Raw genomic sequence first — 17602 nt, 5'->3', positions numbered from 1 at the left:
CTCTTGTCCGTATAATCTTAAAATAAAATGAAAAAAGTGAAATCGCACGCGATTTCACTTTTTTCATTGATTGAGGCTACTTCTGTCCCAGCCTCATTTTTTTATTTTTTATCTTTTTCGAGTAGCACAATTAAAGATGGTAGAAGAACACCTCTAATTAGGAATGTATCTAAAATAATTCCAACAGCTACGATGAACCCAAAGACAAATAGAATCTGAATTGGCTGTGTCATGAGAACAGCAAAGGTTGCAGCTAACAAGATACCTGCTGACGAAATAACCCCTCCTGTATTTGCTACTGCAATTTGAACTGCCTCTTTTACATCATGTTTTTTACGTTCTTCTAAAAACCTGGAAATTAACATAATATTGTAATCGATTCCGAGTGCTACTAAAAATACAAATGAGTAGAGCGGAACTCGGTTACTGATAGTGTCGATACCAAAAAACAAGTTACATAAGAACATTCCTAAACCAACAGCTGCCAAGAAAGATAATAATATTGTACCCATCATATAGATTGGCATTTTGAATGATTTGGTTAAAAAAATTAACATTCCAAAGATCAGAATTGTTTCGAGTAATACGATAACTACTAAATCACGATTATTTATTGTACGGTCATCTACTTTATTTGCAGTTTCTCCAGCCAAGTAAAGGCTTCCTTCAATTTTACTAGCTGTTACGATGCTATTAGCGTTTTCTATCATCTCTTCTAATGCATCCATCGACTGAACAGAATAGGGATTTTCATCAAATGTTAATTGATATTGTATTGCCATACCATCTTCAGAAATGCTGATCGGACGTACGTTACTTACAAGTTTTTGCTTTAAAAGCTGCTCTTTTAAGTTTTCTTGTATCTCTGGGGTAATACCATTCTTAGACTCAAAAAGAACAGTTGTTGGGGCAAGATCTCCCTTTTTAAAGTTTTTTTCGATAATTTCATATCCCTGGCGTGATGGCATATCGATTGGGAACGACTTGATCGTATCAAATTCATACTTTAGATTAAACATATTTAATGCGGAGATCACTAAAATGACTAAAACGGCTAGTGCCGAAATTACAGGCTTCTTAACAATGAATGAACCAATTTTACCCCATAAAGTATTTGCCTTCACTTCTGTATCACCAAACTTCGGTATTTTAGGCCAAAATGATTTTCTTCCGAATAGGGTGAATAGAGCAGGTATGAGCGTCACCGATGCAAGCATGATTACGAACATAGTAGTTCCGAATATCGGGGCAAAATTCTTGTAATCACCGAAATTTGCGAAAAACAATACAAGCATCGCAGCAAATACGGTACCACCTGCAAAAAAGACAGGTATTCCCGTTTCACGCATCGCCTGCTTCATCGCATCAAATTTACTTTCATATTTCTTCAGTTCTTCACGATAGCGAGAGAAAATGAATAGTGAATAGTCAATCGTTGCAGCAAACAACAAGATTGACATGATGGATGTTGACTGGGTAGCAAGCTCTAAGCCTCCCTTCCCCAACAAGCCTAATAGTTGATTGACCACTTCGTAAACAAAAGCTGCGGCAACAAGTGGGATTAATGCCAGGAGCGGGGAACGATAAATAACGATCAATAATATTAATATTAATCCCACTGTAGACAGTAATAAAACGATATCTGCTCTAGAGAAAAGATTGACCGTATCGACTGCTATCCCCGCTGGACCTGTCATGTAAATTTCCATACCCGTACGTTCTGATACAATTGTTTTCACTTTTTCTAAGCTTACTTCTAAGTCCTTTGTATCTAATGAAGGATTAAAAGTTAATGGTATGACTACTGTCTTCTTATCTTCTGAGAAAAAACCAATAAGTGCTTGTGGCGGGATACTACTAAAAGATATTAAATCTTTTAGACCATGGATATTTGCCTCTCTTACTTCTTCTATTGCTTCATCAAGAATACTGGTGCTTATTTCTCCATTCTTAGTTTGCAAAACGAGAATTCCAGGTAAACTTTCCGCATCTTTAAAATGTTTGTCAATTTTTTTTTGAGCAATGACTGATTTCGCTTCTTCAGGTAAAGAAGCTACTCCCGAAACTTTGTACTCCTTTGCACTTGGTGCGAAAACGACTAACAATAATGTAATAGCTAACCAAAGTCCTAAGGTAATCCACATTCCTTTTTTCGTAGTGACAAAATCAGTAACATGTTGAAATAAATTCTTCATTTTATCACGCTCCCTTTAATTGGTGACACTAGTGTCACTTTAGATAAAAAAAACATAACTATCTTCACCATTATGTGTAAAGGTGACGGTTATGTCAATTAATCTTTTTGAAACATTCCATGACTTAATACTTCTTTTATCGAAGCTATCCATTCCTTTTGAGGAATATCAAAGTGGTTCGGTATGGCGATTGTTTGAAAGATCATCCCTAACAAAACTGCTGCTGGCAAATGACTTTTAATAACATTTTCTTTCCTACCTAAATCGATAAGCCCTTGAAATTGTTGATACATATCAATATGATATTCATTTAATTGAGATTTGTTATCTCTTACTCTCTTTGTTGTATTTCCAGGAATTTGATGAATGATTTCTAACACTTGATGTATAATACTTTGCTCGAAGATGAAATCGATTAATGAGTTGAATTGCGTTTGGAAATCTCCTGATTTATCAAGGCTATTAAAATCATTAAGAAATCGATTCATTTCGTATATAAGAAATTCTGAAATAAGCTCATCTTTATTTTCATAGTATTTGTAAATACTTCCCCTTGAAACATGTAAGATGCTTGCTAATTTACTAAAAGTAAAAGCCTCATAACCATCCTCAATAATTAGTTGCTTAGTCGCTTTAAATAACTGCTCATCAGTAAACTTTCTTTCTCTCGCCATTTTCTTCACCTCACTGCTCTGTTAAGTATAGTACATGACGTCCATTACATAAACAACCCCACCTAAAATTGTTACAGGATTGTTGCTGGTGCCAGGCACCCGTAACAATCCTGTAACAATAATTTTTTGGTTATTTGTAATTGGTGATAGTAGTTGCGATTTGGTCTATGACTGGAATTGTGTTTGTTTTGTTTTGTTCAGTTAGTATCGTGAAAATAAGCGTTTCGCCATTTTTGGTTTTAGCATAGCCCGAAAGTGATTTAATATTTTCGAGACTGCCTGTTTTCGCTTGTATGTTACCCTTGGCTGGGGCTAATTTCAATCGATTTCGAAGAGTTCCTCCTACAAATCGATCGGATTCCCCTGCAATTGGAAGGCTTTTGTAATACGTATTGTACCAAGGCTCTGCGCGAACCACATATAACAACTGCGACAACTCGCTTGAACTAACTTTATTGGAATAAGACATACCAGAAGCATCTTCAAATTTCCATTTCGATACATCTAGGCCAACTGATGCTGCATATTCCTGCATGACTAGTAAACCTGCATCCCAGCTGCCTTCTCCATACTTAACTTTTCCCATCTCTTTTGCTAACATTTCTGCATGTGTATTATTGCTCAGTTTCATAAAAGGAATGATCAATTCTTTCAATGGCATTGATTTTCGTGATACTAACGCTTCTGCATTTTTAGGTGTTTTTCCTTGCACAACTTTAGAAGAGGCTGCAAAAGCTATGCCTTTTTCCGCTAATGATTTTTTAAAAATATCTAGCGCATAAGTAGTTGGATTTGTAACTGAGATCCATTCTTTTATACCGGAAGTACCTATTGGCGCATTTCCAGTAATAATGACTTTATTTGTCCCAACTTGACGTGTAATTTTTAATGTATTTTTACTTCCTTTTGGAACTGTCTTGGAGTTATTCACTACTTGTAAAACACTTGTCACAGGAGTCAACGTAACATTGGCCGTTTTTCCATTTGCTCCTGGTTTTGCTTCCACTATTACAGACCCCGCATCAAAATCCCCGTTAGGCGCAAGTGTTAATGCCGAAATGGGAGCCGCGTAATAATAAGGCTCGTCCTCCGCTAATATCCCGGGAGACAAACGAATACTGTCGTACCAAGTATCATCTCCAACTAGATTGCCAGAAACTTTTTTGACTCCTTGCTTTACTAAAGCACTTGCGAAATTATCGAAATGGTTTTTCAATAATGTAGGATCCCCTTGGCCTTTTAAATACAAATTGCCATTTAATGTACCCTCTTTCAACTTTCCGTCTGTTAAGACGATAGTAGAAAAACGGTAGTTCTCTCCAAGCATTTCAAGTGCTGCTGCGCCCGTCAGCAGTTTAAGTGAAGAAGCAGGTGTAATTTCTTTGTCGCCATTATATTGGTAAACAATTTCTCCAGTTGATGCTTTCCGAATAGTCACACTTGATGTTGCATTTTTCATTCTACTGTCCGACATAATATTATTTATTTTGCTTTTTAAACTTGCATATGAAGTAGAAGCCTCTACACTTGAATCTTCTGTTAGAGGAATAAATACAGAACTACTAATCATCAATATAGCAACAAAACTAATTAAAAATTTCCTCCACATTTTCACTTTTTATCCTCCCAGTCCATGTATGTAGTTACTGTTAGTTTAACATGGATTTGTCAGATAATAAGGTATTTTTTATTCCTTCCGATTAATCGGTGAGAGAGCTTTCGTTTGATCCATGTAAATAAATGCATCATAGCGTTTTCCTATTTTCGAAGGTACATAATTTCCATATGCTTCAAACTCCGGATTATACACTACACCTATAGCTCGATGGCCAATCCATTGATTAAATAGCGAACGGTTTTCATCATTAAAAATTAACTGCTTATTAAATCCTCCTGCCCTATGAAGCAAATCTTCCCAAGAATCTACCCTTGCAGGTGGCACGTTTATCCGTTTATGTGGCACACCCCATTCACTAGCTGCAATAACAGTGCCTCTATGCGTACCAAATCCAACCGCAAATACATTTTCCTTTCTATTTTGCAATCGAATAATTTGCCCAACATTCACCATGCCCGATGCTGCCATATCGGTGGCAGTGGCGTCACCTATATGCGTATTATGTTCCCAGATAATTATTTTTGCGTCTTTTCCATGGTAATCCATTATTTCGTTGATGGCCTCCACCATATGTTCATCACGGACATTCCATGATAATTCATCGCTACGCACCATTGCACGGTAGTACTCTTCCGCATTTCTAGCAACCATTGCATTTATTTTTAAATTCAAATCGGTTTCTTCCGCATCTTTATACTTGTCTTCGTGTGCCCGAATGGCAGTTAACAACTTAGATACTTCTTCTATACAAGCTTCGGAAATACTAATGGAAGAAATCGCATAAGTTTCGGGATGACGGTTAAACGGTTCAAAACAAGAAAATGCTTTTTGGGCAAACGCCAAATCAGTTCCCTCGGGATTCGTTTTACTTAAATAAGTAATTACTTCATCTAAGGATTCCCACAGACTGTACACATCTATGCCATAAAACCCCACTTTCTCTTTTACTTCTTTCCATTCGTTGCGCACTTTTAACCACGTAATGAATTCTGCAATTTCTTCATTTGCCCACATCCAAGTTGGCCATCGTTTAAATGCTTTAAGTACATCTCGAACATCAGTTTCTTCTACGTCAAAGCCTTTGATAAACCTATTTATGCGCTGAGTCGACGGCCAATCCCCTTCTACAGCAATAAGTGTGAAACCTTTTTCTTCAATCAATCGTTTGGACAACTCTGCACGGACTGTGTAAAATTCGGATGTCCCATGACTTGCTTCTCCGAGAAGAACAATTTTCGCATCACCAATCGCACTAATTATAGAGGATAAATCTTCATTTGTTTTATACGGTAGAGCATACTTTTTGATAGATTCTACTAGAGACATTAATGAAAACACTCCTTTTCTAAGTAAGTTTGGGTAAAGTGCACCTTTTCCATTCGTTTTATTATTTCCAATTTTAATGAATCGCCTTCCCTATGAAAAAGTAAGCTTGATCGTAACCACTTAAGCCTCGATCCTCTATTAAATATATCCCCTCTTCTTCTATATAATAGAATTTATCTTAGTCTAATTCATCCAGGTCATTAATATCTTTTGGTAAATGAAGAAATAACTTTTTGGCATCCAAACGCAAAAGTTTTTGCAATGTCTAAAGCATGGTACGATTGAATATAACTTGGAAAACTGATTTATTCGAAGAGAGAATGGGTGACGGATGAAAAAGATAATAATTAAACTATCTAGAAAAAAACAGTGGCTATTATGGGGTAGCGTGCTACTTCTTTTATTATTCTTTGTACTAAATCAAGATTTAATCAGTTTATTACTTGATGGGGATGTAGAAAAAATTCGTAATTTTTTACATAAAAATATGAGCTACGCATTTATTTTCATGGCATTAGTCATGCTCATCCAAAACTCTTTCACGGTGTTCCCTCTAATTCTTGTCATTACAATTAATATCACATTATTTGGATTTTGGAATGGTTTTTTGTGGAGTTGGTTCACAAGTATCTTATCTGCCATCATTGTATTTTATGGTACCCGCTATATTTTACAAGACATGATTATTGAAAAATTCAATGCCAGATTAATCGAGAAAGTTGATTCCAGTGGCTTGGCTTATGTATTCCAAGCGCGTATTTTCCCATTCGTCCCAACAAGTTTGGTCAACATTTTAGGTGGTTTAAGCACGATTCGAATACTACCATTCTCAGTTGCGACAGCGATCGGAAATTTCTTTTACTTCTTTGTATTGGCCCTTATACCAGCTGGAATTTTGAAAGCAAATTTTAATGAATATGTTATTTGGATTATCGTTTTAGCTGCTGTATTACTTTATTATTTCATTAAAATGATCAGAAAAAAAAGAAAGGCCTAGTTAAAAGTTCAGCTACTGCAAGTAATTATACATTAACACTCAACGATCACTTTTCAATGTACCTAGCTCACTCCTCTCCTTTCTCATATCCTGTGTAGAAGATCAAAAAGGAGTGAAATGGAATGGTTGGACAGTTTCATGATGGATATTGGCAACAGGAGAGCTCTAATTTTAGTCATGGGTATCCGATGAATTTTGGACATCAAGGATTTCCCATGTATCAAGGTCAGCATTGGCATCAAGGATACCCATGGCACCAAGGACAGCACTGGCAACAAGGATATCCATGGCAACAAGGATATCCATGGCACCAAGGTCAACGCTGGCAACAAGGATATCCATGGCAACAAGGTCAACACTGGCAACAAGGTTTTCCGGGGATGGGCCAACACTGGCAGCAAGGATTCCCTGGTAATGTAGGTCCAATGCCGCGCTAAATTGAGTATTACAAAGCAACATCCCTTTGAGCAATATATTGCTCAAAGGGATTTATCCGGTCTACTATATTAAAGTGTATTAAGATAAAAACACATTTGTATCATAACTTAATATATTTTTGACTAAATTTTACACACTTTCACTTTAAAGCGTTAAAGTATATTGTTTGTTTTCAGAAAAGTCTCTATAATTAACAACAATATACATAGAAATGGAGATTAGTAGCGTGAAAGACTTTTTCAGCAAGTTATTAACAGGGATGAGCATTGGGATTGTAGTGGCATTGATTCCCAATGCACTATTAGGGGAAATTTTAAAGTTATTAATTCCTCACTTTCCAGCTCTACAGCATTTGTTTGATATTACCGTATTTGTTATGAGTTTATTACCGATAATGATTGGGGTTATGGTAGGAATTAAGTTTGATCTAACACCCATTCAAACAGCAAGTGTTGGAATCGCCGCAATGGTTGGTAGTGGTGCTATTCAAAAAACTGCGGATGGATTGTTTGCACTTCAAGGTATTGGTATTGTTATTAACACGGGGATTACTGCTGCACTAGCAGTGTTATTCGTACAACTCGTTGGTAACCGTCTAAAAGAATATTCTATATTGTTAATTCCTGCTTTAAGTATTTTAATCCCTGGGATGATTGGATATTTATTATTACCATTTGTAAAAAAATCGACTGGATTGTTAGGAGAGGGTATAGCGCATTTAACAACTTTACAACCAGTTTTGATGGGTGCAATAATTGCAGTTGTCTTCAGTATAATCATTCTGTCCCCTATTTCAACAGTTGGTGTTGCGACAGTCATAATGCTTTCCGGTATAGGATCAGGGGCAGCAAATTTAGGGATTGTAGCAACCGGAGTCGGTTTGGCAATTGCAAGCTACAAAGCTAATAGCCTAGGTACAGCACTTGCACATGTGCTAGGTTCACCGAAAATTCAAATGAAAAACTTCTTTATGAAACCCAAAATTGCTTTTCCAATGCTCATCACAGCTGCAATACTCGGTGCATTAGCAGGAGTATTAAATATTCAAGGAACACCTTATAGTGCTGGTTTCGGTTTATCCGGATTAGTTGGTCCTTTAAATTACATAAACTTAGCAGATGGCGGATGGACACTTGAAAATATAACAATTATGTTAAGTACGTTTTTAATCCTACCTATTTTGTTAAACGTCGGTCTAATCTTTGTATTTTCTCGTAAATTAAAATGGATTAAAGCGAATGATTATAAATTGGATTTTGAATAAAGAATAAAAGCGGAAGCGCCTATGTCTGTCCCGACAGGCAAATGGGAATGGGGTAGGTCTGCAAAGTGCGCCACATCCTGTGGCAAAGCAGACATGACTCGCATCGTGCGGGCCCAGGAGGCAGCTCCTCAGCCACCACAAGCGATTTTGTTTGCGACGAGCTGTGCGCAGGAGCAGCTTTTTCACATTTGACCCCGAGGGGCAACGTTCACCTGCGACGAGCTGTGCGCAGGAGCAAGGCGCTGAAGTCTGGACTCGTGAATAGTGCCAGGTATCCGAACTATTTCTAGTGACGGTTCCTGGCACCAAAAACTTATTTGGCGTTTTTATCCGGTTGGTGAATACCAATAATATTTCCTTCTGAATCCGTAAAATATCCTTGCCATGCCATTCCTGGTAACGCATGTTTAGGAACGGAAACTGTTCCGCCATGAGCTAAAATTGATGCTTCTGTCGAATCGTAATCTTCCACTGCCATTGTGCAAACAAATGCATTCATACTTTGTCCACTTTCAGGTGATGGTGTTCTCCGTTGCATTAAAGCGCCATCGATGCCCATTTCCTCTTTGTCCCCTGTAATTGCTCCAAAATAAGGTGTTCCTGCAAAGTCGCTCCAATCTTCAAAACGCCAACCAAAAACTTCCCCATAAAATTTCTTAGCTCGTTCCATTTCATCTACATGAATTTCAAAATGTACAACTCTACCCATCTGATAACCTCTTTTCTAAAATTATTATAAGCATATACAATTTGATTATGCCACACTATCTGAATATTTAGTAACCGTATTTCATCAAATAAATTTTGAATAATAAAAGACTGCCTACTAAGTGAGAAAATACTTTGGAGGCAATCTTTATTTTTAATGATAAAATTCTTCCGGTATCGCACCAATTGTCCGACGATGATATAGAAGCGGTTTTTTACTTTCATTTTGAATGTCTAAAACTTCCCCTATGATCGTCGTGTGATCACCTGCATCAATTCGATTAAATACTCTACATTGTAAAGTGGCTAACGTATCCGACAGGACTGGCAAATCCAATTCTGACTTTTTCCAATCACATTTACTGAAACGGTCTTCTATTTTACTAGAGAATAAAGTACATAGATCGCCTTGATCCGCTGCTAAAATGTTCACTGTAAATTTGTCTACTTTTAAAAATTCTTCGTACGAATACACACGCTTATCAATGGACCATAAGATAAGGAGTGGTTCTAATGAAACAGATGCAAAAGAGTTTACTGTTAGCCCTACTGGATTCCCCTTTTGATCGAATGCAGTTACAACCGTAACCCCTGTTGGATAATTGCCCATTGCAGCCTTAAAACTTCCTATTTGTTCTGTTTTATTATCCATATGAACGACTTCCATTCTTTTTATTTTAAGCATATCAAAGTCATTATATTCTTTCATACTTTTTGATTCCACAATATTTAATTTTGTTTAAATCATAATAAGAAGGGTAAAGATAGTTATATCACAAAAAAGATGGAGGAGATTTTAATGACAGTCAAATTAACCGTAGAAAATGCTTTACAAGCAAAACAAGAAATTGAGACGCTAGAATCAAAAGGGTATTCAAAAGATCACATTCATATCTTCGCCCATTTCAAAGAAAGAGCGGATGATATTAACGATGCTCTAGATACTTCTGATGTAGGTATGAAAGAACAAGGCTTCCTTGAATCCATGAAAAATATGTTTACTTCGCGCGGGGATGAACTTCGTAGTAAAATGGAATCCGTTGGTTTATCAAAAGAAGAAGCAGCGGAAGCGGAAGCAGAGCTCGACAAAGGTAAGCTAATCATAATTGCACATAACAAATAAATATGAAATAGAGCTATAATCCCATTCCTTGCATAGCGGAATGGGATTTTTTATGTTCGTTTTACAAAATCTTCACAATCCAAAAGTGAAATATTATATAACATAATTTTCCAATCAATACTAAACAGAAAGCTCAAACAATTTCTAACCATCATTCCATAGTAAAGCTGGAGCAATCTCTTCGACTTCATATTTAGAAGGAGAAGGAAAGATGTTATTTCAGCCATTTTCAATTTTTTATTATTAGTTTAAATTTTCGGCGACCTAGATCTCCTATTTTGGATAGCACTTATAATTTTATTAATAATCTAAATATTCTCTAATTGGGAATTTGCCATATTAATTGAGAATACAAGTTATATTAAAATATACTTTTTGTTCTTGGAATTTGGTTAAACACCCTGATTACAGTACCTTTTTGTATTGTATCAGATGACAGCCATAGCGATAAATAGAGGAATATTGTTGACAAACAATATTACTTATACGACAATAATTATGTAATTAGAATTATTATAGTTAATCGACAGTAATAAAATTATTATTACTGCGGTTTAGGTTTTAATTTATTGCCTAAACTAACTATGCAAAAAAACACTAGGAGGAACATTGATTATGTCATTAATAGGAAAAGAAATATTACCATTCAAAGCATCAGCTTACAATAGCGGTAACGGTGAGTTTATCGAGGTTTCTGAAGAAAACCTAAAAGGTCAATGGAGTGTCGTTTGCTTTTATCCAGCAGATTTCACATTCGTTTGCCCTACTGAACTTGGAGATCTTCAAGATCAATACGCAACACTAAAAGAACTTGGCGTTGAAGTATATTCCGTTTCAACGGACACACATTTCACACATAAGGCATGGCATGATCATTCAGATGCGATTAGCAAACTGGAATATATCATGATTGGTGACCCTGCACAGACTATTTCACGCAACTTTGATGTGCTAGACGAAGAAGCAGGACTTGCACAACGCGGTACGTTTATTATCGACCCAGACGGCATCGTTCAAGCAGCTGAAATCAATGCGGATGGCATTGGTCGTGACGCAAGTATTCTCGTTGGTAAAATCAAAGCGGCACAATATGTTCGCAACAACCCAGGTGAAGTTTGCCCAGCAAAATGGAAAGAAGGCGAAGAAACACTTAAACCAAGCCTTGACCTTGTAGGGAAAATTTAAGGAGTAGATGGAATCATGCTAGACGGAGATATAAAAGCACAATTAGCCCAATATCTTGAATTGATGGAGGGCGATGTGCTACTTAAAGTTAGCGCAGGAGAAGATAAGGTCTCGCGTGAAATGACTGCGCTAGTGGATGAGTTAGCCACGATGTCATCCCGCATTAAAGTAGAAATGGTGGACTTAGAAAGAACACCAAGTTTTAGTGTTAATCGTATCGGTGAAGATACGGGCGTAGTTTTTGCTGGTATTCCACTTGGACATGAGTTCACTTCATTCGTTCTTGCTTTATTGCAAGTGAGTGGCAGAGCTCCTAAAGTGGATGAGAAAGTGATCGGGCAAGTGAAAAACATGGAAGGCGAGTACCGCTTCGAATCGTATATTAGTTTAAGCTGTCAAAACTGTCCGGAAGTTGTACAAGCACTTAACCTAATGAGTGTGTTAAACCCTAGCATTACGCATACGATGATTGACGGCGCAGCGTTTAAAGATGAAGTGGAAAGCAAAAATATCATGGCTGTTCCGACTGTATACCTAAATGGTGAATCCTTCTCTAGTGGCCGTATGTCACTCGAAGAAATCCTAGCCAAAATGGGTAGCGGACCAGATGCATCAGAATTCGCTGATAAGGATCCATATGATGTACTCGTTGTTGGCGGCGGACCAGCGGGAGCAAGTGCAGCAATTTATGCAGCACGTAAAGGTATTCGCACAGGAATCGTCGCCGATCGTTTCGGTGGTCAGATTTTAGACACAGCTTCGATCGAAAACTTCATTAGTGTTAAACATACTGAAGGTCCTAAACTTGCTTCAAGCCTTGAAGAACACGTAAAAGAGTACAATGTCGATGTGATGAACTTACAGCGTGCGAAACGTTTGGAAAAGAAAGACCTCATCGAAATTGAATTGGAGAACGGTGCCGTTCTAAAGAGTAAAACCGTTATCCTCTCAACAGGTGCGCGTTGGCGCAATGTTGGCATACCTGGCGAGGCCGAATTTAAAAATAAAGGGGTCGCATACTGTCCGCATTGTGATGGTCCATTGTTTGCAGGTAAAGATGTTGCTGTTATTGGCGGTGGTAATTCCGGTATCGAGGCAGCAATTGATCTTGCAGGGATTGTAAAACATGTAACCGTTCTTGAATTTAATCCAGAGTTGAAAGCCGATTCTGTTCTACAAGAGCGTCTTTATAGCTTGCCGAATGTGACGGTTCTGAAAAATGTTCAATCGAAGGAAATTACTGGTACTAATAGCGTAAACGGTATTACTTACATTGAGCGTGAAACAGGGAAAGAACAGCATATCGAACTAGCTGGTATATTTGTCCAAATCGGTCTTGTGCCGAGTACGGATTGGTTAGGTGACGCCGTTGAACGCACTAAATTTGGCGAGATTGTTGTCGATAAGCGTGGTGCAACGAACGTACCTGGCGTATTTGCCGCGGGAGACTGCACGGATAGTGCGTATAAACAGATCATTATTTCAATGGGATCAGGTGCGACTGCTGCTTTAGGTGCATTCGATTATCTAGTCCGAAATTAATGAACGAACATTAAATATGGATTCGTTTAACGAATAGTCAGAGGAACAGGCCAAAAAATGAGCCTGTTCCTTTTTTGCGTTTGTTACCTTCCCCCCATTTTTCGTAAGGAAGTTACCGCTAGGATTTCCGCTGCAGGGCGGACGCTTTCCGCAGGGTGAGCGATGAGCCATCACCGAGACTACGCTTACGTTGTGATTGCTCATCTGTCTCAAGTAGGAACAAAGGCTAAGAGCGCCACATCGTGTGGCAACGCCTTCGTGACCAACATCCTGTTGGCCTCCGCCGGAGTCGCAGCCCTTATGCTCCAATCCACGAAAATTGCTAGCAAATCAGTTTCAAATGTTACAGTATATGGTTGAACGAGATAAAATCCACTGCGAATGCGACAAAAAGACCGCTCAACACGACAAGCCCGAAGATCTTATAATTAAGACGTAATATCTTTATATTGCGTTCAGCCATTCATTACTCTCTATTATTTTCAAATTCCTGATCGAAAACTGATGAATTTACAAGTCTATTATTAATCTTTTAGCCCACCATTGACTCCTTTCCATTCACGTTTTTCAGTGAAATGCTGTGCCAATTCATTCGCCTGGGTAGTTACACTTTCTGGGTAATCAAGAATTTCCAATAGCTTAATGGCATTCCTAGTTACTGAAGGTCCTGGATGGATTTTATAATCAAATAACACTTTATCATTGTCAATCGTTTCTCTGAAATGATAGTTCGTATACACTTCCCCTGCGATTTCAGTAAGCTCAATATCATGCGAAGCAATAATAGTCATACCTTTGTTTACAGATAACCACTCCATGATTGCGGCTGATGCTGAAATTCTTTCGATCGTATTCGTCCCTTTTAAGATCTCATCAATAAATGAAATTATCGGTTGCTTTTCTTTACTAAGCTTGATTATTCTTTTTAGGGACTTAATTTCTGCAATAAAATAACTGTCCCCATCCAATACGCTGTCCTTAATTGCCATAGATGTGACGATATAACTTGGTTTCATCGTCCAATTTTTAGCCAATACAGTGTTAATAGTTTGTGCCAAAATAGCATTAATGGCGACAGCTTTTATGAAAGTCGATTTTCCTGAAGCATTAGATCCTGTAATTAGCACAGTTTTACCAAGTGTTGAGGAATTCGTGACTGGGTCAGCAAGAAGTGGATGTGCCAAGTCTTCAAATATAAGCTCTTCTTTGTCCACAAACTTAGGTGTCGTGTAAAATGCAAGTGATCTCCGATAATATGCGACTGCAATCGCCGCGTCAAGTTCTCCAATCGACTCCCATAATTGCTTGTACGCTTTCTTATGAGTGACAATCGTTTTAACAATTTGATTATAAGCAATAAAATCTAGTAAAAATATAATCCGAAAGTATTCGAACAAGACGTCAAACTCGCCACCACTGCTACTACCAATCGACAATACTTTACCCCAAAAAGAAGTTTTTCTTATTCCTTTTCCCTCGCCTTTAAAAATATCCGTATATATGGTGAATCGGGGATGGTGAATAGAAGCTAAACTTTTTCCCGTGTTCACAATAGCAGCTACATATGTAATTGAGTGCAAATCATTTTCTAATATTTTTTTATTCCTGTAATAGATCACTAAATTTATTATAAACGAACTAAAAAGACTGACTATTCCATACTTCAAACTAGAGAACATAAGCATAATCGACAAAATCGGTAAACAAGAAAGAATGACGTACATATACACATGTTTAATTTTATGGTCGTTGAATTTATAAAAATAGGAGGATGTATTTGCAAAATTACGTTTTCCAAGATTTGATAAAATAAGAAGCACTTTTTCTCTTAGCTTATTATCATTCGCAAGCAATATATAAAGTTCTTCTTTTTCGTTAATACCTGCAATTCTCGGTTCAATATCACGCAATTGATTGAATAAATATTCCGAACCTACACTGGACTTTGTGTAATTAAGCTTTTCAAATACTTGCTTCATAGCTAAGTCGTCCCACGTCAGCTGATCAACACCTGCATAAAATTCTGCGGATTCTTTCTTGTTCTTCCAGTACGAGGAAACGGATCTAACATCCTCACTTAAAGCAAAATACGTCCCCTTTTCCCACTCTTGTCGTAACTGTTTTAATCTCTTCTTATTTCTTGTTAAAAAATGATACGCAATGATAAGTATTGCAACTATGGCAATTAATATAACTGGATTCTCCATAACAACACCTTCTTCCTATTTCTTTATACGTATTCACTTTTTAGAAAGTTTCAATTTAGATAACCGACGTACCTGTGTTACGAATTATTTAACTATCAGATTAGAAAACATTCCACAAATATGCAATAATAAAGGAACAAATGTTTTTGATTGAAGAAAAGAGGTGTTCCTATGAAACCGGTTATTTTAGCTGAAAAACCGTCCCAAGCAAAGGCATATGCTGATGCATTTTCTGTTAAACGGCATGATGGCTTCTTGGAAATTAACCCTTGTCCGATTTTCCCCGAGGGCGCTTATATAACTTGGGGGATCGGTCACTTAGTTGAATTGAAAGAGCCAAAAGCATATGATCCGAAATGGGATAAATGGTCACTTACTAGTTTGCCAATTTTACCAGTTCGTTATGAATTTCAGATTGCCAAAGGAAAGTACAAACAGTTCACTATTGTGAAAAAGCTGATGAAAGCGACGGATACTGTTATTAACGCATGTGATGTGGACCGCGAAGGATCGAATATCTTCTACAGTATATACAACCAAACCGGTGCAAGAGGACAAACGATTAAACGTTTGTGGATAAATTCGCTTGAAGTAGAAGAAGTGCGCAAAGGGTTTGCGAATTTACAAGATAACCGCAAAGATTTACTGCTATACGAGGAAGCGAAAGCTCGTCAAATTAGCGATTGGCTCGTCGGGATGAATGGTTCAAGGCTCTATTCTCTTTTATTGCAATCGCAAGGAATTCGAGAAGTTTTTCCGATTGGGCGTGTGCAATCACCTACCATTTATTTAATATATCAACGACAAATGGAAATTGAACACTTTGTTTCAGAGCCATTTTTTGAAATCGAAGCAAAATTTACAGCAGAACACGGCACTTATAAAGGGAAAGCAAAAGCAAAGGAACCGAAAAGAGAAATTATTCAAGCGCTTCTTGCAAAGCATAATATCCAACCAAACTCTCCCGGCATTATTACTGCTGTAGAAAAAATGGATAAACGGATGCCGCCACCGCAGCTCCATTCGCTATCGACACTACAAGCGACTGCAAATAGACTATGGAAAACGAGTCCGGCAGATGTATTAAAAACGATGCAAGGGCTTTATGAAAAGAAGCTTGTTACGTATCCTCGTACAGATTCACGTTATATTACACCAAGTGAATTTTCCTATCTTGCAGCACAAGTAGCAGATTATCAACAGCTCATCGGACACACCTTCCCTGTCACTTCACTTGCACCTAAAAAGCGTTACGTCGATAGTTCGAAGGTCCAGGAGCATTATGCGATCATTCCAACGAAAAAGCTGCCTACACAAGCGAAACTTGCAGGATTGTCTAGTATTGAAAGAAATTTATACGAAGAAATCATCCGTACTACACTCGCTATGTTTCATTCCGATTATTTATATACCGAAACAAAAGTGACGACGGATGTAAATGGATTACCTTTCTTTACGACTGGTAAAACCGAACGTGATAAAGGTTGGAAAGCATTGTTTGTACGTTCTTCTAAAGAAATAGAAAAAGAGGAACCAACCCTACCTCCTCTACGTGAGCAGGAGATAGTAGAAAGTAATATTGATATAAAAGAAGGAAAAACACAGCCTCCGAAACCTTATACAGAAGGTCAACTCATCGCTATGATGAAGACTTGTGGAAAGCTTGTGGACAATAAAGATGAGACAGAAATATTAAAAGAAGTAGAGGGCCTTGGAACCGAAGCAACGCGAAGCGGAATTATAGAAACGATTAAACGACATGGCTATATTAATGTCACAAAAAATATCGTCTCGATTACCGATAAAGGACGTGTTCTTTGCCAAGCGATTGAAGGAAATCTACTTGCTAGCCCATCGATGACCGCGAAATGGGAAACGTATTTACGAAAAATCGGCAATGGCGAAGGTTCACAGGAACGATTTCTTGGCAGCATCGCGAAATTCATTCACAGCTTATTACAAGAAGTTCCGAATCAATTAAAAACAAAAAATATTGATATAAAACTTGCTCCTTCTAAAGCATCTAGTTCTAGATATAAACAAGAACCAATTGCACCGTGTCCTAAATGTAAAGAAGGTTCCATCGTCGCAAGAAAGAATTTTTATGGTTGTACGAATTACAAAACCGGATGTACACAAACATTTAATGGATTCTTTTTAAAGAAAAAGATTACGCCAAGTCAGATTAAACTACTCTGTACAAAAGGCAAAACAAATATCATAAAAGGATTCGTCGCAGAAAATGGCCAAACATTTAATGCGAGCCTTTCTTTTGTAGAAGGTAAAGTGAAGCTAGATTTTGCAAAAGAATAAATAGAAGAAGAG

General features: G+C 37.5%; 14 protein-coding genes. 6 read left to right on the top strand and 8 right to left on the bottom strand.

Features of this window, described 5'->3' with window-relative positions:
• Window positions 1–101 precede the first annotated feature (101 nt).
• The 4 genes from ACIQYS_RS20225 to ACIQYS_RS20210 form a co-directional block, all read right to left on the bottom strand.
• Entirely contained in the window at window positions 102–2195 is a 2094-nt protein-coding gene (locus ACIQYS_RS20225) for an MMPL family transporter (RefSeq protein WP_402984111.1), read from the bottom strand.
• 98 nt (window positions 2196–2293) lie between these two features.
• The gene (locus ACIQYS_RS20220) at window positions 2294–2869 is read right to left on the bottom strand and encodes a TetR/AcrR family transcriptional regulator (RefSeq protein ID WP_402984108.1); all 576 of its coding nucleotides are present in this window, start codon (window positions 2867–2869) and stop codon (window positions 2294–2296) included.
• A gap of 130 nt (window positions 2870–2999) precedes the next feature.
• Window positions 3000–4478, bottom strand: coding sequence for a D-alanyl-D-alanine carboxypeptidase/D-alanyl-D-alanine endopeptidase (gene dacB / locus ACIQYS_RS20215; protein WP_402984122.1), 1479 nt, complete (start codon window positions 4476–4478; stop codon window positions 3000–3002).
• Between the two features lie 78 nt (window positions 4479–4556).
• The gene (locus tag ACIQYS_RS20210; RefSeq protein ID WP_402984106.1) at window positions 4557–5813 is read right to left on the bottom strand and encodes an erythromycin esterase family protein; all 1257 of its coding nucleotides are present in this window, start codon (window positions 5811–5813) and stop codon (window positions 4557–4559) included.
• Between the two features lie 331 nt (window positions 5814–6144).
• Between ACIQYS_RS20210 and ACIQYS_RS20205 the strand changes: the two genes are divergently transcribed.
• Window positions 6145–6810 carry a TVP38/TMEM64 family protein gene (locus tag ACIQYS_RS20205; RefSeq protein ID WP_402984104.1) on the top strand — a complete coding sequence of 222 codons (666 nt, stop codon included), beginning with the start codon at window positions 6145–6147 and terminating at the stop codon, window positions 6808–6810.
• Between the two features lie 171 nt (window positions 6811–6981).
• Here the strand turns inward: ACIQYS_RS20205 and ACIQYS_RS20200 are convergent, their stop codons facing one another.
• Window positions 6982–7293, bottom strand: a complete 312-nt coding sequence (locus ACIQYS_RS20200) for a hypothetical protein (protein ID WP_402984101.1) — start codon at window positions 7291–7293, stop codon at window positions 6982–6984.
• Window positions 7294–7474: 181 nt separating this feature from the next.
• Here ACIQYS_RS20200 and ACIQYS_RS20195 point away from each other — a divergent pair, with 181 nt between their 5' ends.
• Complete coding sequence (locus tag ACIQYS_RS20195; protein WP_402984098.1) at window positions 7475–8512, top strand: PTS sugar transporter subunit IIC; 1038 nt, start codon at window positions 7475–7477, stop codon at window positions 8510–8512.
• Window positions 8513–8825: 313 nt separating this feature from the next.
• Here the strand turns inward: ACIQYS_RS20195 and ACIQYS_RS20190 are convergent, their stop codons facing one another.
• On the bottom strand, window positions 8826–9221 hold the full coding sequence (locus ACIQYS_RS20190; RefSeq protein WP_402984095.1) for a VOC family protein: 396 nt from the start codon (window positions 9219–9221) through the stop codon (window positions 8826–8828).
• Window positions 9222–9374: 153 nt separating this feature from the next.
• A complete protein-coding gene (locus ACIQYS_RS20185; protein ID WP_402984119.1) occupies window positions 9375–9872 on the bottom strand; it encodes a flavin reductase family protein in 498 nt (165 codons plus the stop codon).
• Between the two features lie 147 nt (window positions 9873–10019).
• Between ACIQYS_RS20185 and ACIQYS_RS20180 the strand changes: the two genes are divergently transcribed.
• The 3 genes from ACIQYS_RS20180 to ahpF all read left to right on the top strand — a co-directional run bounded on the left by ACIQYS_RS20180 (window position 10020) and on the right by ahpF (window position 13070).
• Window positions 10020–10343, top strand: coding sequence for a YflT domain-containing protein (locus ACIQYS_RS20180; RefSeq protein WP_402984092.1), 324 nt, complete (start codon window positions 10020–10022; stop codon window positions 10341–10343).
• A gap of 615 nt (window positions 10344–10958) precedes the next feature.
• A complete protein-coding gene (gene ahpC / locus ACIQYS_RS20175; RefSeq protein WP_402984089.1) occupies window positions 10959–11528 on the top strand; it encodes an alkyl hydroperoxide reductase subunit C in 570 nt (189 codons plus the stop codon).
• 12 nt (window positions 11529–11540) lie between these two features.
• A complete protein-coding gene (gene ahpF / locus ACIQYS_RS20170; RefSeq protein ID WP_402984116.1) occupies window positions 11541–13070 on the top strand; it encodes an alkyl hydroperoxide reductase subunit F in 1530 nt (509 codons plus the stop codon).
• Between the two features lie 524 nt (window positions 13071–13594).
• Here ahpF and ACIQYS_RS20165 read toward each other — a convergent pair.
• Window positions 13595–15277, bottom strand: coding sequence for a MutS-related protein (locus tag ACIQYS_RS20165; RefSeq protein ID WP_402984087.1), 1683 nt, complete (start codon window positions 15275–15277; stop codon window positions 13595–13597).
• Window positions 15278–15448: 171 nt separating this feature from the next.
• Here ACIQYS_RS20165 and ACIQYS_RS20160 point away from each other — a divergent pair, with 171 nt between their 5' ends.
• Window positions 15449–17590 (top strand): type IA DNA topoisomerase, encoded by a 2142-nt coding sequence (locus ACIQYS_RS20160; protein WP_402984084.1) that lies wholly within the window; start codon window positions 15449–15451, stop codon window positions 17588–17590.
• The last annotated feature ends 12 nt before the right edge of the window (window positions 17591–17602 follow it).

The organism is Psychrobacillus sp. NPDC096426 (assembly GCF_044762745.1).
Lineage (GTDB): Bacteria > Bacillota > Bacilli > Bacillales_A > Planococcaceae > Psychrobacillus.
Note: the sequence above shows the minus strand (reverse complement) of the source record. Positions and strands in the feature narration are given on the sequence as shown.